General features: G+C 52.2%; 17 protein-coding genes. 6 read left to right on the top strand and 11 right to left on the bottom strand.

The features are described from left to right. Positions 1–143 precede the first annotated feature (143 nt). On the top strand, positions 144–569 hold the full coding sequence (locus BZG20_RS03690) for a universal stress protein (protein WP_046074574.1): 426 nt from the start codon (positions 144–146) through the stop codon (positions 567–569). Positions 570–720: 151 nt separating this feature from the next. Beyond that, positions 721–1,605, top strand: coding sequence for a carboxylate/amino acid/amine transporter (locus BZG20_RS03685; RefSeq protein ID WP_046074575.1), 885 nt, complete (start codon positions 721–723; stop codon positions 1,603–1,605). 83 nt (positions 1,606–1,688) lie between these two features. On the opposite strand, the gene fre is transcribed toward BZG20_RS03685, so the two are convergent. From fre to trxA, 5 genes are all read right to left on the bottom strand, one after another. Further along, positions 1,689–2,405, bottom strand: a complete 717-nt coding sequence (fre, locus tag BZG20_RS03680) for an NAD(P)H-flavin reductase (RefSeq protein WP_046074576.1) — start codon at positions 2,403–2,405, stop codon at positions 1,689–1,691. Positions 2,406–2,519: 114 nt separating this feature from the next. Beyond that, positions 2,520–3,989, bottom strand: coding sequence for a 4-hydroxy-3-polyprenylbenzoate decarboxylase (gene ubiD, locus BZG20_RS03675; RefSeq protein ID WP_046074577.1), 1,470 nt, complete (start codon positions 3,987–3,989; stop codon positions 2,520–2,522). Positions 3,990–4,063: 74 nt separating this feature from the next. Beyond that, a complete protein-coding gene (locus tag BZG20_RS03670) occupies positions 4,064–5,080 on the bottom strand; it encodes a hypothetical protein (protein ID WP_077578170.1) in 1,017 nt (338 codons plus the stop codon). A gap of 136 nt (positions 5,081–5,216) precedes the next feature. Continuing rightward, complete coding sequence (gene rho / locus BZG20_RS03665; protein WP_077578169.1) at positions 5,217–6,482, bottom strand: transcription termination factor Rho; 1,266 nt, start codon at positions 6,480–6,482, stop codon at positions 5,217–5,219. Between the two features lie 183 nt (positions 6,483–6,665). Then, positions 6,666–6,992, bottom strand: a complete 327-nt coding sequence (gene trxA / locus BZG20_RS03660; protein ID WP_046074579.1) for a thioredoxin TrxA — start codon at positions 6,990–6,992, stop codon at positions 6,666–6,668. 112 nt (positions 6,993–7,104) lie between these two features. On the opposite strand from trxA, the gene rhlB reads away from it, so the two are divergent. Then, a complete protein-coding gene (gene rhlB, locus BZG20_RS03655) occupies positions 7,105–8,394 on the top strand; it encodes an ATP-dependent RNA helicase RhlB (protein ID WP_077578168.1) in 1,290 nt (429 codons plus the stop codon). Between the two features lie 30 nt (positions 8,395–8,424). Next, complete coding sequence (gppA, locus tag BZG20_RS03650; protein ID WP_077578167.1) at positions 8,425–9,939, top strand: guanosine-5'-triphosphate,3'-diphosphate diphosphatase; 1,515 nt, start codon at positions 8,425–8,427, stop codon at positions 9,937–9,939. A gap of 68 nt (positions 9,940–10,007) precedes the next feature. Here gppA and prlC read toward each other — a convergent pair whose 3' ends face one another. Then, entirely contained in the window at positions 10,008–12,050 is a 2,043-nt protein-coding gene (gene prlC, locus BZG20_RS03645) for an oligopeptidase A (protein WP_077578166.1), read from the bottom strand. Positions 12,051–12,333: 283 nt separating this feature from the next. Here prlC and gorA point away from each other — a divergent pair, with 283 nt between their 5' ends. Beyond that, a complete protein-coding gene (gene gorA / locus BZG20_RS03640; protein WP_046074583.1) occupies positions 12,334–13,689 on the top strand; it encodes a glutathione-disulfide reductase in 1,356 nt (451 codons plus the stop codon). Between the two features lie 85 nt (positions 13,690–13,774). Here the strand turns inward: gorA and BZG20_RS03635 are convergent, their stop codons facing one another. The 4 genes from BZG20_RS03635 to BZG20_RS03620 all read right to left on the bottom strand — a co-directional run bounded on the left by BZG20_RS03635 (position 13,775) and on the right by BZG20_RS03620 (position 18,731). Continuing rightward, the gene (locus BZG20_RS03635; RefSeq protein WP_052708052.1) at positions 13,775–14,128 is read right to left on the bottom strand and encodes an Hpt domain-containing protein; all 354 of its coding nucleotides are present in this window, start codon (positions 14,126–14,128) and stop codon (positions 13,775–13,777) included. 314 nt (positions 14,129–14,442) lie between these two features. Then, positions 14,443–14,727 carry a hypothetical protein gene (locus tag BZG20_RS03630; protein WP_046074584.1) on the bottom strand — a complete coding sequence of 95 codons (285 nt, stop codon included), beginning with the start codon at positions 14,725–14,727 and terminating at the stop codon, positions 14,443–14,445. Beyond that, positions 14,728–15,507: a class I SAM-dependent methyltransferase gene (locus BZG20_RS03625; protein WP_046074585.1), complete on the bottom strand. Its 780-nt coding sequence runs from the start codon at positions 15,505–15,507 to the stop codon at positions 14,728–14,730. Between the two features lie 35 nt (positions 15,508–15,542). Further along, the gene (locus BZG20_RS03620; RefSeq protein WP_241829516.1) at positions 15,543–18,731 is read right to left on the bottom strand and encodes an ABC transporter substrate binding protein; all 3,189 of its coding nucleotides are present in this window, start codon (positions 18,729–18,731) and stop codon (positions 15,543–15,545) included. Positions 18,732–18,820: 89 nt separating this feature from the next. On the opposite strand from BZG20_RS03620, the gene asnC reads away from it, so the two are divergent. Further along, positions 18,821–19,282, top strand: a complete 462-nt coding sequence (gene asnC, locus BZG20_RS03615) for a transcriptional regulator AsnC (RefSeq protein WP_046074586.1) — start codon at positions 18,821–18,823, stop codon at positions 19,280–19,282. A gap of 74 nt (positions 19,283–19,356) precedes the next feature. Here asnC and hemB read toward each other — a convergent pair whose 3' ends face one another. After that, positions 19,357–20,409 (bottom strand): porphobilinogen synthase, encoded by a 1,053-nt coding sequence (hemB, locus tag BZG20_RS03610; RefSeq protein ID WP_046074587.1) that lies wholly within the window; start codon positions 20,407–20,409, stop codon positions 19,357–19,359. Positions 20,410–20,472 lie beyond the last annotated feature (63 nt).

The raw sequence follows: 20,472 nt of genomic DNA, 5'->3' as shown, positions 1-20,472 counted from the left end.
AACCGCATCGAGACCGAGTCTTGTATCGAATTTATGACTCGTGTCATCGTCGAGTTGTTGATCGGAATGCGATCACAGTGACTGTTTTTTATACGCAAGCTCGCTAAACTGCGATGACAGCCAGATAGAAAAAGGATAACCCTATGTCATACAAGCATATTTTGGTTGCTGTCGATTTGTCAGATGACAGTGAACGCCTGCTCAAGAAAGCCGATGCCTTAGCCAGTGCCCTCGACGCCCAACTTTCCTTAGTCCATATCGATGTTAATTACGCCGAGCTCTACACCGGGCTCATCGACATTAACTTGGTCGAGTCGCGTAACCGTGTGATTGAAGAAGCGCAGCAAAAGCTGAATCAACTGGCCAGTGACGCGCAAAGTCCAGTGACACATACCTTGGTCAGCAGTGGCGATCTTGCCGAAGAAATCACTGAATCGATTCAAAATATGGGGATCGATCTGGTCGTGGTCGGCCATCACCAAGACTTTTGGAGCTCGTTGCTCTCCTCCACCAAGCAGTTACTCAATAAAACACCGGTGGATCTGTTGATGGTGCCTATCCGCGACTAACAGAACCACTTTCTTCCCCCGCGAAGGCGGTGATTCCGCCTTCTTGCTGCCATCATCGCTTTATCTGCTACACACCAAGATGAACCGATTGCGTCCCCGCGATGAAACGGTACACTGCCCTTTTTACCACTTTATCGAAGGAACCGAAGTCATGGGGTATCTTAGCGGCGTCACACTGCTGTGGGCCTTTTCATTTAGCCTGATTGGCGTGTATCTCGCCGGCCAAGTAGACAGTTATTTTTCTGTGCTGATGCGCATTGTATTGGCTGGACTGGTGTTTTTGCCCTTTTTGCGCCCTCGCCAAGTACGCCCTGCCTTTGCCGCAAAATTGATGCTGGTCGGTGCATGTCAACTCGGCATTATGTACTGCTTTTTCTATCAATCCTTTTTATTTTTGTCGGTGCCAGAGGTGCTGCTGTTTACCGTCTTTACCCCACTTTACGTCACCTTGATTTACGATGCCTTAAAACGCCAGTTTAGCGCGTGGTATCTCGTCACTGCCGCGGTTGCAGTGCTTGGCGCCGTGGTGATCCGCTATGCGACCGTCAACCCTGACTTTTTAATCGGCTTTTTGGTGGTGCAAGGTGCGAACCTGTGCTTTGCGATTGGCCAAGTCGGTTACAAGTACCTGCTTGAGAAAGAGCAAACTCAGCTGCCTCAACATGCGGTATTCGGTTGGTTCTATCTTGGCGCTTTAGTCGTGGGCGTGCTGGCTTTCGCCTTGCTCGGAAACAGTGACAAGCTACCCACGACACCCACCCAGTGGGGCGTATTGATTTATCTAGGCACCATCGCCTCAGGACTGGGGTATTTCTTTTGGAATAAAGGTGCGACGCTGGTTAATGCGGGGGCCCTCGCGGTGATGAACAACGCCCTGATCCCAGCCGGCATTGTGGTCAATGTACTGATTTGGAATCGCGAGGCAGATCTCATGCCATTACTCAGTGGCGGGGTGTTGATTTTAGCTGCGCTGTGGTTTAACCAAACCTGGGTCAAACGCCACGTTGCCGCGCAACGGAGTGCCGCCCCACGGTAGGCCGCCCCACGGCCTCTGCCACCCAAACACAAAACAGGCAGGGAAATCCCTGCCTGTTCACTTATCCGAGAGAGAAGACACGATCAGATAAAGGCAAACGCGTCTGAGTAAAGGTGATCGCGGCTCACGCCACGCTCTTTGCAGAACATGTCACGCGCCACACCCGCCATTTCAAAACGGCCCGCGATATAGATGTCGTAAGCGCCGAGGCTGACAAAATCTTCCATCACCGCTTCCAATACATTACCCACTTTCCCGCGCCACTCGCCTTCGGCTTGTTCCACCACTGGCATAAAGGTGATATTGCTGTGTGACTCAGCCAGTGCTTGCAGCTCATCATGCGCATAGAGCTGACAAGGGGTGCGGGCGCCCCAATAAATAAAGATCGGAGACTGTATACCTTGGCTAATACAGTGATCGACCATGCTGCGCACGTAAGAAAAACCAGTACCACCGGCAATCAGCAGCAAAGGACGCTCGCTCTCACGTAGCCAAGCATCACCGGCAGGCTCAGTAATTTCAAAATCCGCTTGACCACTTTCTAACGCGGCTTTGGCCTTTTCAACCACTTCCAAGGCAAACGGGTTTTCATCTGCCGCGCCAACGTGCAGCTCAAGCTCTGCACCCGCTTCACGACATGGGCTGCTTGCCAGCGAAAACGGGCGCTTATCTTTTTCACCCATCACCGCCATCACGTATTGCCCCGGCTGATAGCTCACCGCCTGCTGCGGCTTTAGGATAATGCGGTAGGTGTGACACGCCAACGGCTCAACGGCGGTCACTTCACATAGTATCGACATTCTGTTCCTCTGTTTGTTATTGCTACAGCCGATGAGGTTATTAGAGGCGGCATCACTACCGCCTTTGGCTGTGTTTGTATCGTTAATGGTGAATGCTAGCGCATTCCAATAGGATTAGTCTAAGATCCCTAATTCATCCCAAATCGCGTCGACACGTGCGACGACCTCTGGATCTTTAGCAATAGGCGTCCCCCACTCACGGTCGGTTTCCCCTTGCCATTTATTGGTGGCATCGAGGCCCATTTTCGAGCCGAGCCCAACCACGGGAGAGGCAAAGTCAAGCGAATCAATAGGGGTATTATCCACCATCACGGTATCGCGCGACGGATCCATACGCGTGGTTATTGCCCAGATCACGTCATTCCAATCACGCGCGTTGACGTCGTCGTCACACACTATCACAAACTTGGTGTACATAAACTGGCGCAAGAACGACCACACGCCCATCATCACCCGCTTGGCATGACCAGGGTATTGTTTTTTCATGGTTACCACCGCCATGCGATACGAGCATCCTTCAGGCGGTAGGTAGAAATCGACAATCTCTGGGAACTGCTTTTGCAAAATCGGCACAAACACCTCGTTAAGTGCCACGCCTAAAACGGCAGGTTCATCCGGTGGACGCCCCGTGTAGGTGCTATGGTAAATCGGTTTTTTGCGCATGGTCAGATGCGTCACAGTGAACACATGGTGACGCTCAACCTCATTGTAATAACCGGTATGATCGCCATACGGCCCTTCATCCGCGTACTCATTAGGGTCGATATAGCCTTCCATCACAATTTCCGCACTGGCCGGTACATCCAAGTCGTTGCTGATACATTTGGCCACTTCGGTTTTACTGCCCCGTAATAAGCCGGCAAACGCATACTCGGACAAGGTATCCGGCACGGGCGTCACCGCGCCTAGAATGGTGGCAGGGTCAGCACCATAGGCCACGGTCACTGGGAAAGGTTCATTGGGATGGGTTTGCATCCAATCATGCAAATCTAACGCGCCACCGCGATGGGCCAACCAACGCATGATCACTTTGTTTTTGCCAATCTTTTGCTGGCGATAAATACCCAAGTTTTGCCGCTTTTTGTTAGGGCCACGCGTGATTGTCAGTCCCCAGGTAAGCAAAGGTGCCACATCACCCGGCCAACAGCGCATCACCGGAATGGTATCCAGATCGACCTCATCGCCGCTCAGCACCACCTCTTGGCAACGAGGGCGGCGTACGGTTTTCGCCGGCATGTTGAGCACTTGGCGAAAAACGGGCAGTTTATCGAGTGCATCACGAAAGCCCTTGGGCGGCTCTGGCTCTTTGAGATAAGCAAGCAATTTGCCGACTTCACGTAGCTCGAGGACGTCGTGACGCCCCATGCCCAAAGCAACACGCTTGGGGGTACCAAACAGGTTCGCCAGCACCGGCATGTCATAGCCCACGGGATTTTCAAACAACAGTGCGGGACCACCAGCTCGTAACGTGCGGTCGCAAATCTCGGTCATCTCAAGATCGGGATCAACCGGCTGGCTAATGCGTTTTAGCTCGCCTTGGGTTTCAAGATAGTCAATAAAATCGCGCAAATCGGAAAGTTTCATATCAGGCTCAAGGGGTTAATGGTCGCCTCTATGATACCAAGTTAAGCGGTATCCGGATCGGTAAAGGCTCGACATTAGCGCGACGGTAACGCAGATGCAATGTGCTGTTGGCCAAGCGGCCCGAGCTGGTCTTGTAATCCGCTCAACCAATCCCCCTTGCCCGCTTCCACCAGCAGTTGTGCCACTTCTTTACCTTGACGCAACGACAGCTGTGTTAGCAAAAAGTCGGCAACGGGTGCAGGTAACGGCGACAAATTGGCCAGTTGTCGAATCGCAGGTCCTCGCAGCGAGGGGTTGTCAGCCGCCGCCATCATTTGCCGCAGTGCAAAGGGATCAGTTCCCCGCTCACGCAGCGCGTGCAAGGCCGCAAGGCTATACTGATCGGTGCCTCGGCGCCACAATCGCTCATACAGCGCAGAACGCTCAGTGGCTTGTGCCAACGCCGCCAAAATAGCATTGTCGGGCATCCACATTAGGGTCGGATCATTGAGGTACTGATCGGCCAAATACGCTAAGCCATCGGCGTCATAATCGGCAATCATGGTCACCAAGGCGTCACGGCGTTGACGATAGTCAGACTGATCGGGGTCAATCCACTCGGTCATCACTAATTGGCGATAGCTCAATAGCATGCCGAGCTCTTGGGTTAATTGCTGCTGACGATAGCGATTAAGCTGCTTGCGGGCCGCGGCGGCATAATGAAATGCTGGCGTGGTCACCCAGTAACCATCTTGTTGATGACGCAATAAGAAGTGCGGCTGCTGCTGACTTAAAGTAGCAAGGTACTCACGCCACTTGTCGTTATCAAGCCGCAGAGGCGAAGAAAGCAGCCGATATAAGGTCGCTTCTCGGGTGAGCGGCGGCAGTTGGCGGATGTGCGACTCAAGCGCGCTGATCTCGCCATTGGCTTGGAGGGTAAAGGCAGTCCGCATGGCATCTATCGTGCTCGCTTTATCTAACACTTGCTCGATAAAAGGCTGAGTCACAATTTGGCCCTCTGTCGCTGGCGCGTTGGCCGACACAGAGAGCGAGAAAAGGCCCACTAGACCTAGGCCAATCCCTAATAACTTGATGCGAAAACGTCTTGCCATCCGTTGCAATCCTATCTTCGGTGCCACGCGTCCTGCGTCACCTTTCCTTGGTGACAATGATTGTGCGAGCTCAGTATCAACGGGGCAATAAAAAAGCACTGCGAATGCGCAGTGCTTAACATTATTGCGTTATCAGTTACGAGTTTTGCCGACGCATGGCGTCAAAGAACTCATTGTTGGTTTTGGACATCGCCAGTTTACCAATCAAGAACTCCATGCCTTCCAGCTCGCCCATCGGGTGGACGATTTTGCGCAGGATCCACATTTTTTGTAGTTCATCAGGCTTGGTCAGCAACTCTTCACGACGGGTACCAGAGCGGGTGAAATCGATGGCAGGGAAAACACGTTTTTCAGCAATCTTACGCGACAGGTGTAATTCCATATTACCCGTGCCTTTAAACTCTTCGTAGATCACTTCGTCCATCTTCGAGCCTGTGTCCACCAGCGCAGTGGCAATAATGGTCAAGCTGCCACCTTCTTCCACATTACGCGCCGCACCAAAGAAACGCTTAGGACGGTGCAAGGCGTTGGCGTCAACACCACCGGTCAATACTTTGCCTGACGAAGGTACAACCGTGTTATAAGCACGCGCCAAACGGGTAATCGAGTCCAGCAAGATCACCACGTCTTTTTTGTGCTCCACCAAGCGCTTGGCTTTTTCGATAACCATTTCAGCCACTTGCACGTGACGGTTCGCTGGCTCGTCAAAGGTTGACGCGACCACTTCACCCTGTACCAAGCGCTGCATCTCGGTCACTTCTTCTGGGCGCTCATCAATCAAGAGCACCATCAGTTCACAATCCGGATGGTTGAACGCGATGCTTTGCGCAATGTTTTGCAGCAGCATGGTTTTACCCGCTTTTGGCGGTGCCACAATCAAGCCACGTTGCCCTTTACCAATCGGCGAGGCTAAGTCGAGTACACGGGCGGTGATGTCTTCGGTGGAGCCATTCCCACGTTCCATCACCATGCGCTCGCTGGCGTGCAATGGGGTCAAGTTTTCAAACAGGATTTTGCTGCGAGCATTGTCTGGCTTGTCACTGTTAACTTGGTTAACTTTTAATAGCGCAAAGTAGCGCTCGCCGTCTTTTGGCGGCCGAATTTTACCCGCGATGGTATCGCCTGTGCGCAGGTTAAAGCGACGAATTTGGCTTGGCGATACATAAATGTCGTCCGGGCCGGCCAAATACGAGCTGTCTGCGCTGCGCAAGAAGCCAAACCCGTCTTGAAGAATTTCCAGTACGCCATTGCCGAAAATATCTTCACCGCTTTTTGCGTGCTGTTTGAGGATCGAGAAAATGATGTCCTGTTTACGCAAGCGAGCCAGGTTTTCAAGTCCCATGCTTTCGCCAAGCGCAACCAGCGTCGAGACGGGTTGAGTCTTCAGTTCGGTAAGATTCATAGTGGTGAGTGTCTTGTTTGTCAAAGTTGAGGTCTGAAATTAGTTAGCGTGTCGAGACCAGTGGTATGTTCGAGAGATGAACAGAAGTACAAATTCCGTGCAATAAGGTAGCACCTAAATGGGGTATCGTCTAGTTAGCAGAAAAACAACCGCCGCTGAGAGGCAGCGACGGTTACTTTAGCATTAGAGGTTGGCGTCAAGAAACTCTTTCAACTGAGTTTTTGACACTGCACCAACCTTGGTTGCTGCTACGTTGCCATCTTTAAAGAGCAGCAACGTTGGGATACCACGGATGCCGAACTTAGGCGGTGTACCTGCGTTCTGGTCAATGTTCAGTTTTCCGATGGTGACTTTACCTGCGTATTCTTCAGCGATTTCGTCCAGGATTGGCGCGATCATTTTGCAAGGTCCACACCATTCTGCCCAAAAATCTACCAATACAGGCCCTGCAGCTTTTAGAACGTCTGCTTCAAAGCTGTCGTCGGTTAGCTGCATAATTTTGTCGCTCATCTTCTACTCCAATACATGTTTTTGTTACTGGCTAAATTGCGACCAGTAAATTATGGGACTATTTGACTGGATTCGCTTCCGTATTGCAAGCCTAAGCTGATATTCTATCCGGATGAAAATGACGCATATCACAGAGCAGAAATTTGCCGAGCTCGGCTTGCACGCCGATGTTCTTAAGAGCTTGGAGGCCAAAGGGTTTACTCAATGTACCCCAATCCAAGCCTTGGCATTGCCGGTCCTGCTCACCGGCCAAGACATTGCAGGACAGGCGCAAACGGGGACAGGCAAAACCCTGGCGTTCCTGGCTGCGACGTTTCATCACCTCCTTACAACCGATGCCCCTGCATCGCGTAAAAAGAATCAACCGCGTGCCATCATATTAGCTCCTACGCGTGAATTAGCGATTCAGATCTATAATGATGCGGAGCCGCTATTAGCCAATACGTCGATCAGCGCAGGACTTGCCTATGGTGGCGAAGGCTACGACAAACAGCAACAAACACTTGAACAGGGTGTCGACATTTTAATCGGAACCTGTGGTCGAATCATCGATTTTTACAAAAAGAAAGTGATTGATTTGCATGGTATTCAAGCCGTAGTGCTTGATGAAGCCGACCGTATGTTTGATCTCGGTTTTATCAAAGATATCCGCTTTTTGTTTAACCGCATGCCCGCCCCCGATCAGCGCTTGAACATGCTGTTTTCGGCGACCTTGTCGTATCGCGTTCAAGAACTGGCCTTCGAGCACATGACGAACCCAGAGCATGTGGTGGTCGAGCCCGAACAAATTACCGGCCATCGCATCAAAGAAGAGTTGTTCCAGCCATCGAACAAGGAAAAAATGCCGCTGCTGCAAACCTTGATCGAAGAAGACTGGCCTGAACGCGCGATCATTTTTGCCAACACTAAGCATCGCTGCGAATCGATTTGGGCGCATCTAGCCGCCGATAACCACCGTGTAGGCTTGCTTACGGGTGACGTGCCGCAGAAAAAACGGGTTAAAATCCTCGAACAATTCACTAATGGTGAGCTGGATTTGTTGGTGGCGACTGATGTCGCGGCGCGCGGCCTGCATATTCCGCAGGTGACCCATGTGTTTAATTATGATCTCCCAGACGACGCACAAGACTACGTGCATCGCATTGGCCGAACGGGGCGTGCAGGCGCCAGTGGTAGCTCCATCAGCTTTGCGTGTGAAGAATACGCCGTCAATCTCCCCGCGATTGAAGAATACATCGAACACAGTATTCCAGTCAGCGAATTTGACCGCAGTGCACTGCTAAAAGATTTGCCGCCGCCCAAGAAAATGGCCAAGCGCCCCAATACGCAGCGTCGCAGCAACAACAAAGGTGGCGGAAATAACCGTAACCGCCAACGTCGCCGCCCGCAAAAGTCGGCATAAGGTTTAACGGCACATAGGTCAGAGCGCATCATGAGTGGTCACGGACATCCCACATCGACCCCGTCGCTGTACGCCGCGATTGATTTAGGCTCCAACAGCTTTCATATGCTGGTGGTGCGCCAAGTGGCAGGCAGCGTGCAAACTCTCGCGAAAATTAAGCGAAAAGTTCGTCTCGCCGCAGGTATGGACGACCAACAACAGCTAAGCGACGAAGCCATGCAGCGTGGCTGGGATTGCTTGGCCTTGTTCGCCGAGCGCCTGCAAGATTTCAACACCGATAATATCCGTGTCGTCGCCACGGCGGCCCTACGTCGCGCAAGCAACGCGGATGCGTTTTTAGCCCGAGCTAACAAACTGCTTGGCCACCCGATTGAAATCATTTCGGGGGAAGAAGAGGCGCGTACCATCTACCAAGGGGTCGCGCATACCTCTGGCGGAGCGGGCAAACGCTTGGTGGTCGACATCGGTGGTGCCAGCACCGAGCTCATCATCGGTGAGCAATTTGAGCCTACCTTACTGCAAAGCCTCAATATGGGCTGTGTCACCTTTTTAGAAGACTATTTTGCCGATCGCGTGCTCAATCAATCGGCGTTTGATACCGCGATTGCCGGCGCCAAAGCCGAGTTAGCCCCGCTGATTGCGCAATATCGTGCGCTCGGTTGGGACTGCTGCGTAGGCGCCAGCGGTACCGTGCAGGCACTGCAAGAGATCATGGTCACCCAAGGCATGGATGAAGTGATTACACTCGATAAACTGCATCGTTTGCGCGATCAAGCCATCGCCTGTGGGCAAATGGACGCATTGGATATCGAGGGATTGACGTTAGAACGTGCGCTGGTGTTTCCAAGCGGCTTATCGATACTGATCGCCATTTTCGAGTGCTTAGAGGTGACACGCATGACCCTAGCGGGTGGGGCGCTGCGAGAAGGCTTGGTGTATGAAATGATGACCGCGATGCGCCATAGCGATATTCGTGCCCGCACCATTGCCAGCATCCAGTCTCGCTATCAGCTGGATGAAGCACACGGTATCAATGTCGCCGACACCGCCTTGGAGCTGCTCAATCAATGTCCGGCATCCTGGGTACCTGAGCCGGAAGCACAAAGCTTGCTTCATGCCGCCGCCTGCGTGCATGAAATTGGTTTAAGCATTGGCTTTAAGCAAGATGGTGATCATGCCGCGTATTTGATCACCCATCTCGATCTGCCCGGCTTTACGCGAGCACAGAAACAATTGGTCGCCACCTTGCTCCGCTACTATCGAGAGCAACTGGTGCTCATTGATGGCCAGCACGCGCTGTCTACCACCAGCGCCAATCGTCTGTTGCGCCTGCTGCGAATTGCGGTGATCTTATGCCATCGACGCGACAGTCGCGTCCGACCGATGCTAGCCCTCACTGCCGAGGAGGATGCTCTTACCCTCCACTTGGACACCACATTACTCGAGGCCAGCCCCTTGTTGCGTGCCGAGCTAGAGCAAGAGGCCTTGCGCCAATCAAGCCTTGGGTTGCCCCTAGTGGTGCTCACTGACGAAACTCGCATCTAACACCGGCGATGAATAAAAAAGCCCGCACCAGTGATGATGCGGGCTTTTTTTATTGAAGATCTGCGACACTACGCGGTGGTGATCCCGCTATGACGCAATAAGGCGTCAGGGCTTGGTTCGCGACCTCTAAAGCGCACAAACAAATCTTTCGGTGCCTCACTGCCGCCACGGCTGAGAATATGATTCAGGAAGTCCTCGCCGGTGTCGCGGTTAAAGATCCCTTCTTCTTCAAAGCGCGAGTAAGCATCGCTCGATAGCACTTCTGCCCATTTATAGCTGTAGTAACCTGCACTGTAGCCACCGGCAAAAATATGGCCAAACGCGTGCGGGAAACGGTTCCACTCAGGCGCGGGGACCACAGAGACCTGCTCACGCACCGCACTGAGTGTTTCCATGATCCGCGGGCCGACCTCTGGGTCAAACTCACTGAACAAACGGAAGTCGAATAAACTGAACTCAAGCTGGCGCAACATCGCCATCGCCGAATTAAAGTTCTTCGCGGCGAGCATTTTTTCTAGCATGTCTTCCGGTAAGGCTTCTCCCGTTTGGTAATGCCCCGAGATAAAGCTCAGTGCCTCTTGCTCCCAGCACCAGTTCTCTAAAAACTGGCTTGGCAGCTCAACCGCATCCCAAGGCACACCATTGATCCCTGACACATCCGCCACGTCGACTTGCGTCAACATATGGTGAATGCCATGACCAAATTCGTGGAATAAGGTGACCACTTCGTCATGGGTAAACAGCGCAGGGTCATCGCCCACTGGTGGGTTAAAGTTGCAGGTTAAATACGCCACTGGCGTTTGTAGCTCACCGTCTGCTTGACGACGACGAACGCGACACTCATCCATCCATGCGCCGCCACGTTTGTTTTCTCGCGCATACAAGTCAAGGTAGAAGCTACCGCGCAGGGTGCCTTGGCTATCATGAATATCATAAAAGCGCACACTGTCATGCCAGGTGTCGATGCCTTTACGCTCGGTAATCGTCATGCCAAACACACGATGCATCACTTCAAACAAGCCGGAGAGTACACGTGCTTCAGGGAAGTAAGGGCGAAGCGCTTCATCAGAGATGGTGTAGCGTGCTTGCTTGAGTTTTTCACTGTAATAAGGGATATCCCAAGGCTCGAGGGCATCAACCCCAAACTCTTCTTTGGCATAGGCTTTCACTTCCGCGAATTCACGCTCGCCTTGTGGGCGCGCTTTATCGACCAGATCATTCAAAAAGCCCATCACCTGGTCTGGGGTTTCCGCCATTTTCGTGGCGAGGGATAGTTCACTGTAGTGATTAAAGCCAAGTAGACGTGCTAACTCATGCTTGAGGCGCAGCGACTCGTTCATCAGCTCAGTATTGTCCCACTGCCCCGCCTGCGGCCCGCGATCAGAGGCGCGCGTGGTAAAGGCTTCGTACATTTCCTGACGCAGCGCTCGGTTATCACAGTACATCATGACGGGCAGATACGAAGGGATATCCAGGGTAAATAAGTAACCTTGTTGCGACTTGCTCTCGGCTTGCGCTTTTGCCGCGTTGCGCGCCGATTCGGGTAACCCCGCTAAGTCACTTTCATCGCTAATCAGCTTGCTCCACCCCATGGTGGCATCGAGCACATTGTTGCTAAACGATGATGATAGCTCCGACAACCGCTTTTGAATCTCACCAAAGCGGTGTTGCTGGTCGGCTGGCAAGGCAATTCCGGACAGTTCAAAGTCTTGCAGCGCATCGTTAATCGCTTTTTGCTGTGCCACATCGAGGGCGGAAAACTCAGCACTGTCTTTCATCGCTTTGTATGCTTGGTATAACCCCTTGTGCTGACCACGCCAGGTGGAGTATTCCGACAGTAACGCCAGGCAGCTTTCATACGCCTCACGCAATGGCTGACTATTGACCACCGCATTCATATGGCTCACCGGTGACCAGATGCGGCCAAGTCGATCTTCCGCCTCTGTGACAGGCACACTGACCGAATCCCAGCTGGGTTGCTCAGTCGCCGCCGCGGCATCTACCGCTTGGCGACAGTCAGCAATCGCGGCTTCCACTGCTGGTTTGACATGCTCTGGCTTAATGGCGGAAAACGGAGGTAAATCCTCAAATTGAAGAAGCGGGTTGGACATAGTGCCTTCCTTTTTGCTGATAAGGCGCTCGCATCGCGAGCCCCGGGCAGATAAGTAACCTTATTTATATGCCGTCTCTCTCTACGCTTTTCAATCCCTCCCCGTTTAGCGGGGTGTATTGCGAGCGTTACAAAATGATTCTGAGACTGCTGCCGCACTGTCGGTTTGGTATGCTATGTCTTTAGGGGTCAGAGATAGTGGCTTTACAAGCGACGCCAAACACGACAAGCTGACCTCGATATCAATGCCAGTGGCACCTAGTGCCTATAAGATGGAGAAAGACATGGCGAAGCATTTCGACTACATCTGTATCGGTGGCGGCAGCGGCGGTATTGCCTCAGCCAACCGTGCCGCGATGCACGGTGCTAACGTCGCCCTTATTGAAGCAAAGCACCTTGGTGGCACCTGCGTAAACGTAGGCTGTGTCCCTAAAAAAGTCATGTGGCACGGTGCTCAAGTTGCCGAAGCCCTTAACCTTTACGCATCAGACTATGGCTTTGATGTGGACGTGAAAGGCTTTAATTGGTCGACCTTAGTGGATAACCGTGAAGCCTACATTAGCCGCATTCATAAGGCTTACGACAACGTTCTGGGTAAAAACAATATCGATGTCATTCGTGGTTTTGCCCGCTTTGTCGATAACAACACGGTAGAAGTGGATGGCGAGCACTACACCGCCGATCACTTTCTGATTGCCGTGGGGGGCACACCCACTATTCCGAACATTCCAGGCGCAGAGTTGGGGATTGATTCCGATGGCTTCTTTGCCCTCCCCGAGCAACCTAAACGCGTGGCCGTGGTCGGTGCGGGTTACATTGCGGTCGAAATCGCCGGCGTACTGCATGCCTTGGGCTCTGATACCCACTTATTTGTGCGTAAAGACCGCCCATTACGCACCTTCGACCCTATGGTCACCGACACCTTGGTCGAGGTAATGGAAAAAGAAGGCCCCACTCTTCACACCCAACATGTCCCCGTGTCGGTCACTGAAGAAAGTGATGGTAGCCTGACTCTGGCCTTTGAAAACGGCACCACCCACAACACGGACACCCTGATCTGGGCGATTGGCCGTCACCCGACGACCGATAAAATCAACCTCGGCGCCACCGACGTGCAGACCACGGCCGATGGCTACATCAAGGTTGACCCCTATCAGACCACCAGCGTCCCACACATTCACTGTGTCGGGGATATCATGGATGGCGGGATTGAGCTGACGCCTGTCGCCGTCAAAGCAGGACGTCTACTCTCAGAACGTCTGTTTAACGGCCAAACGCATGCTAAAATGGACTATGATTTGGTTCCCACCGTGGTATTCAGTCACCCACCCATTGGCACCATTGGTTTGAGCGAACCAGAGGCGCGTGCCAAATACGGCGATGACAATATTAAAGTCTATACCTCCAGCTTTGCGGCCATGTACACCGCCGTCACCCAGCACCGTCAACCCTGTAAGATGAAACTGGTTTGCGCAGGCGATGAAGAAAAAGTGGTCGGTCTGCACGGTATTGGCTTTACCGTTGATGAAATGATTCAAGGTTTTGCGGTGGCGATGAAGATGGGCGCCACCAAAGCGGACTTTGATAGTGTGGTCGCGATTCACCCCACCGGGTCAGAAGAGTTTGTTACCATGCGCTAAACCGCGCGAAATGGGCTCACATCAAAACGCCGTGTTCAACACGGCGTTTTTTATTGGTCACTCGCGAGCATGATGAGACAGGCGACTAGTGAGTGAGCTGCGCACAAAATCGTGCTAAGCCTTCTTTAATGTCCGCTAACGCAGCAGCGGCTTGGTCGGCGGCCTCTTGCTTTGCCGCTTGCTCGAGTGTCAATGCTTGCTGATGCAGCTCGAGCGCCGCTAAATTGCCAGCGCTGCCTTTCATTTTGTGCGCTTCGCGCGCCAAGGCGGTGTAGTCGGCGTTAGCAAGCTGCTTTTCCATGCTTGGCAGTTGTTGCTCACTTTCTTCAACAAATATACTGCAAGCCTCATCAAGAAGCGCCGGGCTATCCATTAGCCGGCTTAAGGCTTCTTCTTTATCCCAAACCGATACATCGGCTTTTCCTTGATTGACACTCATGATGGACCCTTTGTACTGATAGACCTATGTGCCACGGGGGCTGTTTGATGGCTTTGTCGCCACCTTGTTTCTAATCGTTACTAAGCTTAACTGTCTACGTCTAGCACATTGAGAATGTCGCTAAACTCAGGCTCAATCATGCTCGCTTTTCCCCCAATTCATAACAAAGAAGTGAGTGCAGAACATGATGGATATGTTGCCTTGGCTAATCGTTTCTGGCCTGATTGTCTCAGTGATCACCGGACTACTGACCGTACTGATGGTAAAAGGCCTCGACTAAGCCCTTCAAGGCTCCTTAGTTCGCTATGGAGCCTTTATTTTTCCTTCCTTTTTTTGCCTTTCTTTTTTTCTTTGTTCGCTTTTTTGCCCTTTTTGTCTTTCTTGTCCGCTTTATTCTTGGCTTTTTTGGCTTTTTTGGCTTTTTGCGCTTTTTTATCCCCGTCACTGGCAAGAGGCACAGGGCGACAGAGATAACCTTTTTCACTGGCGACTCGCGCACACTTACTGCAAGCCGCTCGCGGTGGCGTGGTAATCGATGCGAGCGCACTTAAGTTGGCCTCAACCTCACCCCGTCGCCATTTGCACAAAGACTTAGCCATTTACGCCTCCGCACTTAACGCTGCGTTGATATACATGTCAAAGCGGTTCTTCTTGGTGGTAATACTAGAGTGTGGTGGCGTTGCCGCCAAGGGCTCAGCATAATCTGGACGCTTAACCACTACGCGGCTACGCGCGAGCTGGCACGCAGGCGCTAACAAGGCATCGGCGTCCGTGTCAGCGCCCACCAAAGCCTGAAACACACGCATTTCTTTTTTCACTAAGGCTGCTTTTTTCTTGTGGGGATACATAGGATCTAAATAGACCACATCAGGTCGTTGTAGCCCAGGGGTCTGCGCCATATCGGTAAGTGCTTGCTCACTACTGGCATGCAGCAGTGTCATGCGCGATTGCATCCATGTACCAATCTCACTGTCTTGATAGGCGCGCTGTAGCCCATCGTCGAGCAATGCGGCGACCACTGGATGCCGCTCAATCATTTGCACCTGACAACCTAAGGATGCTAATACGAACGCATCACGACCCAAGCCAGCCGTGGCATCCAACACCCGTGGCGTGACGCCTTTGTTGAGCCCCACCGCCTTCGCGATTGCCTGCCCTTTGCCGCCACCGAACTTACGCCGATGGCCGACCGCACCGCCAACAAAGTCGACATACACAGTGCCTAACTTAGGCTCATCCTGTTTGCGCAGCTCAAGGCGTGTCGTGGTCATGATCAACGCAAATGACGAATCAGGTGTGTGTGTAAGTGACCACTTGCTTTTTAGTCCCTCAAATTGCTCGGATTTGTCAGGGGCGTCGCAAATCAAACTGAGTTGCACATTGGCTCTCCGCGGCTGGTTATGCGCCGAGTATATCAGAGATGGATTTTTTCCTTTATCGTCTCTCGACGCGTCGACCAATTTTTTACCTGCTCGCCTAAGGGCGCGGGTACGCTAAAATGATAGCCTTGGGCATAATCCACATCCAGCGCGCGTAGTTTGTTGAGAATATGGGCGTTCTCGACAAACTCCGCCACGGTTTGTTTCCCCATTTGTTTAGCCAACTCATTGATTGCTTTCACCATCGCATAATCGGTGTCATCGGTGGCGATATCGCGGATAAATTGGCCATCGATTTTAATGATGTCGACCGGCAAGCGCTTCAAATAACCAAACGACGAAATGCCCGCGCCAAAGTCGTCCAAGGCAATCACACACCCCAAGGCTTTTAGCTGCGAGAAAAGCTCGATAGCACTGCTCATGTTGGTAATCGCCGCGGTTTCAGTGATCTCCAGACAGATGCACTCGCTAGGCACTTGGGTTTGCTTAATCGCGGCGATTAAGAAGGTGACAAAATCTTTTTGGGTGATTGACCGTCCCGACAGGTTAATCGAGATTTTACCCAGCTTGGCAATCTGATCCGGGTGAGCATCAAACCACGCCAGCGTTTTGGTCACCACCACAGTGTCGAGTTGATGTGCCATATTGTAGCGCTCGGCTGCTGGGATAAACATGCTGGGCGGCAACCAACCGCCTTGGGTGTCGCGCATCCGCACCAACGCCTCGATGTAGAGCGTATCTTGTCTACCTGGTCGAATATCGACGATCTGCTGTGCATAGATATCAAAGCGGTCGTGAGCAATGGCATCATGGATGTGGCTGACATATGCCATTTCTTGCTCACGGCGTTGCAGCTCCTCATCATCCGGATGATAAAGGTGTAAACGGTTACGCCCTTCGTCTTTGGCGGCATAGCAGGCGGTATCCGCTTGCGCGTGTACCTGCTGCGGCGAGCCGGCGGTACGATCCAGAAGACGAATCCCCAACGAACACGCCAAGCGCATGCGACTGCCGTGCCAGAAAAACTCACTGTCCGCCAAGGTTGCCAGGAGTTGGTGCCCCCAACTCAACGCGCTCTCGGCCGAGTGATGATAGGCAATCACACCAAATTCATCGCCCCCGAGTCGCGACAAGACCGCCCCTGTTGGCAGATGTTGCTGGATGATCTGGGCAACTTGTTTAAGTGCCTCGTCCCCCGCTTCATGTCCGGCGGTGTCATTAATCAGCTTGAACTGGTCCATATCGATGTAGTACATCGCGTGACACTGATCTTCTTCTCGCGCTTGTAACAGCGCGGCGGCGAGCTTTTGTTCAAAATAACTACGATTATACAGCCCCGTTAAATAGTCGTGATGGGCTTGATAAGTCAGCTGGTTTTCCATTTCTCGATGCGCGGTGATGTCTTCGCCCACCACCAGCAGCTGCGTCTGATTATGCATCGCGCGCACGGTTTCCCGAACCCACAAGGTATGACCATTGCCGGCACGATAAGGTATCTCACGCCGCCACACCTGCTCTTGGTTGTTGTGATCCCGTTTAATCATTCGATGGGGAGGCACTTGATGATCCGCATATAAGGAGGTGATCTTGTGCCCTAATAACGCGGCTTTATCATAACCAAACAAATCAGCGGCATACTGATTGAGCGATTGAATACGTGCTTGGTAATCAATGGTTAATAGAATGACAGGCTGCTGTTCATACAACATGCGGTATTCAATTTCGCTGCGCTGTAGCTTCTCTTCGGTTTGTTTGCGCTGGGTAATATCACGGGCCTCTAACAGCACGCGCCGTTGACCGTTTTCGCTGGGAAACCCTTTGACCGCCACGTCCAAAATCACCTCACGATGCGCTTCACTGAGGCAAAGCTCAAACCGGCGAGGCTGGGAGAAATCGGTAAGCTTGAGGTGCTCCTCGAGGTGGGCGGGATTGCGCCAAATCGGCCAAAACCACAAAGGTCGTCCACGATACGGGTGACTCACGCTGATTAATTGATTAAAGCTGGCGTTGCCTGACACCAAGATCCCGTTCTCATCCAACAGCGCAATAAACTGGTTACTTTGATCAAAAATACCTTTCAGCATTGCTCGGTGACGCTTTAACGCCACTTCACTGCGACGTAACTGGCGAATATTGGCACCGAGCATGGCTATCACGCTTCCCAATACCAACACCGCCAATGCCACGGCTTGAAACGCAACTTGGTGCTTTTGCCAAAGCGGCTGAGGCTTGTTAATCACCTCAGCGTCTTCGATGGCGCTCACATCCACATCCCAATCTTTCAGTGCGGGGTAATCGAATAACGTCAGGTTAGTACTGTCTCGTTCAGGGGGGAGGTTGCCCGCCAGTACATCCAACAGCAGCTGACCTTGGTGCTGACCTTGAGTTTTACCATCGATCACAATGCCACCGATCACGCCCTGACCCAGCATAAAGCTCATCGCACCATAAATCGGTACAGGCGAATCTTGGGTAAGAGTATGAATACCACTGAGTCTATCGAGAAAGGTGCCGTTCGCATCGCGAAAATAGGACAAGTAATACACCGCCTCGCCCGGCTGCATCGCTTGAATACGGTCACGTAAACCTTGGAATGGCAGGTTGGACAGCCTCACAATCTCGAGGCCTGACTGACCCGCCTTTCTCAGTTGCGCCTTCACCACATTCCAATACTGACGACTGGAGAACGTCTCATCGAGCAGTATATACACCCGCTTTAAATCTGGATGCAAGCGCTTCATTAGCGCCAAGTTGCGCGGTAGGTCTATTTCTTCTTTCACCCCCGTGACTTTGGGTAGTAAGGGGTAATGTTGACGACCAAAGTTATTGAGCCCCGCATAGACGACCGGTGTATCGCCCACGTACTCATGCAATTCATGGATCAGCCATAATGCGGCATTATCCGTGGTCAGAATGGCATCAAAATCATGGTTGGTCAGTTTATGGATATAAACATCTTTGAGCTGTTCGCGATAGGCATCCGATTGGTAGCGTTTACTTTCTAGGTAGGAATGCTGGAAAGCGATCTCTTCGCCTTGCGTGGCTGTTTCCAACCCTTCAACCAACGCCTGGTTCCAAAAGAAACCAGGATGATAGGAGTGCACCACCAGCACATCTTTTTGTGCGGCATTGACGCTACTGGCGATGAACAGTAGTAAGCCACCGAAAACGTATTTGATCCCCACATCCCCTTCCTGTTGGTTTGTTGGTATCTTGCTAAACAACGCGATACCCTACATTAGGCGTTAACGAAGTGGCTAAGCAACCGCGTTAACGAAAAATCTGGCCATGCTATAACTAAAAGACTAAAACAATGAACGAGTTGCCAAAATTGGATGACCTAGATCGTCGTATTCTCTCTACGCTGTTGGATGACGCGCGCGTCCCCTACGCAGAAATGGCAAAGCGCTTTCATGTCAGCCCCGCCACCGTTCACGTGCGGGTTGAGAAAATGAAAGCCGCGGGCATCATCGAAGGCACGGAAATATTGGTCAACACCAAAAAACTCGGCTACGACGTGTGCTGCTTTATCGGCATCAATCTTAAAGCGGCGCGAGATTACCACTCGGCACTAGAAAAACTCAATCAGCTCGACGAGGTGGTAGAAGCCTACTACACCACGGGGGCCTATAATATTTTCGTTAAGCTCATGTGCCGCTCTATCGAAGAGCTACAGTTTGTGTTGATTGACAAGCTTCAAGCCATCGACGAAGTACAATCCACAGAAACACTGATCTCACTACAGAACCCCATTAACCGCAATGTGATCCCTTGAGTTTTGTGGGGTCATCCAGGGCAGGCTAAAAAAACGCCCTTGCTCGTGGCAAGGGCGCTTTCATAAAAGGCGAGTTAGCCGACCGTCTCTTCCGGTCTGGGAGGCAAGGTGGCACCCGCGTCTTCCGCTAACCACTCAGCCACTTGCTTAGCAAAGTAGGTGAGGATCCCATCGGCCCCCGCACGCTTAAAGCACAATAATGACTCCATCACTGTCTCGCGCTCTTTTAGCCAGCCATTATCAATGGCCGCCTTGTGCATCGCATACTCGCCCGATACCTGGTAGGCAAACGTCGGCACTTTAAGCTCATTTTTTACCCGGCGTACCACATCCAAATACGGCATCCCGGGTTTAACCATCACGGTATCAGCCCCTTCAGCAATATCCATCGCCACTTCGTGCAAGGCTTCATCGCTGTTGGCCGGATCCATTTGATAGTTGGCTTTGTTACCCCCTTTCAGGTTCGCCGCCGAGCCTAATGCATCGCGAAACGGGCCGTAGTAATTGGACGCATACTTGGCAGAGTACGCCATGATCTGGGTATTGATATGACCATTGGCTTCCAATGCCTCACGGATACGACCGATTCGTCCATCCATCATGTCAGAAGGCGCGACAATATCGACGCCCGCTTCGGCATGAGATAGGGCTTGTTTGATCAGTACCTCGGTGGTGGGCTCGTTCATCACATAGCCGTCTTCATCAATGATCCCGTCTTGGCCGTGCACGGTGTAAGGGTCTAGCGCCACATCGGTGATCACGCCCATTTGCGGCACATGCTCTTTGAGTAAGCGCACCGCGCGTGGCACTAACCCTTCGGGGTTAAATGCCTCCGAGGCACAGCTGGTTTTAAACTCTTTCGGGATCACAGGAAAGAGCGCAATGGCAGGGACACCCAGCTTGGCAAGGTAATCGGCTTCATGGAGCAATAAATCAATCGAGAGTCGCTCGATGCCGGGCATGGATGCCACTGGCTCACGACGATTCTTACCCATGAGCACGAAGATTGGGTAAATCAAATCGCTTGCGGACAATGAATGTTCCGCCACCATACGGCGGCTAAAGTCAGTTTTGCGTGTACGACGCAGGCGTCGAGCAGGAAAGGCGCCTTGAATGGATACGGTCACTGTATCCTCCTTTAAGTTGCAGACCTGGGCTTTGGGGCAGCGAACTGCCTCGTGTAGTGTTCA

The organism is Salinivibrio sp. IB868 (genome assembly GCF_001995655.1).
Lineage (GTDB): Bacteria > Pseudomonadota > Gammaproteobacteria > Enterobacterales > Vibrionaceae > Salinivibrio > Salinivibrio siamensis.
Note: the sequence above shows the minus strand (reverse complement) of the source record. Positions and strands in the feature narration are given on the sequence as shown.

Coding starts and splice junctions, on each gene's coding strand:
- rhlB (WP_077578168.1), top strand. CDS start 7,105: ATGAAAATGACGCATATCACAGAGCAGAAATTTGCCGAGCTCGGCTTG.
- ubiD (WP_046074577.1), bottom strand. CDS start 3,989: ATGAAACTTTCCGATTTGCGCGATTTTATTGACTATCTTGAAACCCAA.
- gppA (WP_077578167.1), top strand. CDS start 8,425: ATGAGTGGTCACGGACATCCCACATCGACCCCGTCGCTGTACGCCGCG.
- BZG20_RS03685 (WP_046074575.1), top strand. CDS start 721: ATGGGGTATCTTAGCGGCGTCACACTGCTGTGGGCCTTTTCATTTAGC.
- asnC (WP_046074586.1), top strand. CDS start 18,821: ATGAACGAGTTGCCAAAATTGGATGACCTAGATCGTCGTATTCTCTCT.
- rho (WP_077578169.1), bottom strand. CDS start 6,482: ATGAATCTTACCGAACTGAAGACTCAACCCGTCTCGACGCTGGTTGCG.
- BZG20_RS03690 (WP_046074574.1), top strand. CDS start 144: ATGTCATACAAGCATATTTTGGTTGCTGTCGATTTGTCAGATGACAGT.
- BZG20_RS03630 (WP_046074584.1), bottom strand. CDS start 14,727: ATGGCTAAGTCTTTGTGCAAATGGCGACGGGGTGAGGTTGAGGCCAAC.
- prlC (WP_077578166.1), bottom strand. CDS start 12,050: ATGTCCAACCCGCTTCTTCAATTTGAGGATTTACCTCCGTTTTCCGCC.
- fre (WP_046074576.1), bottom strand. CDS start 2,405: ATGTCGATACTATGTGAAGTGACCGCCGTTGAGCCGTTGGCGTGTCAC.
- gorA (WP_046074583.1), top strand. CDS start 12,334: ATGGCGAAGCATTTCGACTACATCTGTATCGGTGGCGGCAGCGGCGGT.
- BZG20_RS03635 (WP_052708052.1), bottom strand. CDS start 14,128: ATGAGTGTCAATCAAGGAAAAGCCGATGTATCGGTTTGGGATAAAGAA.
- trxA (WP_046074579.1), bottom strand. CDS start 6,992: ATGAGCGACAAAATTATGCAGCTAACCGACGACAGCTTTGAAGCAGAC.
- BZG20_RS03670 (WP_077578170.1), bottom strand. CDS start 5,080: ATGGCAAGACGTTTTCGCATCAAGTTATTAGGGATTGGCCTAGGTCTA.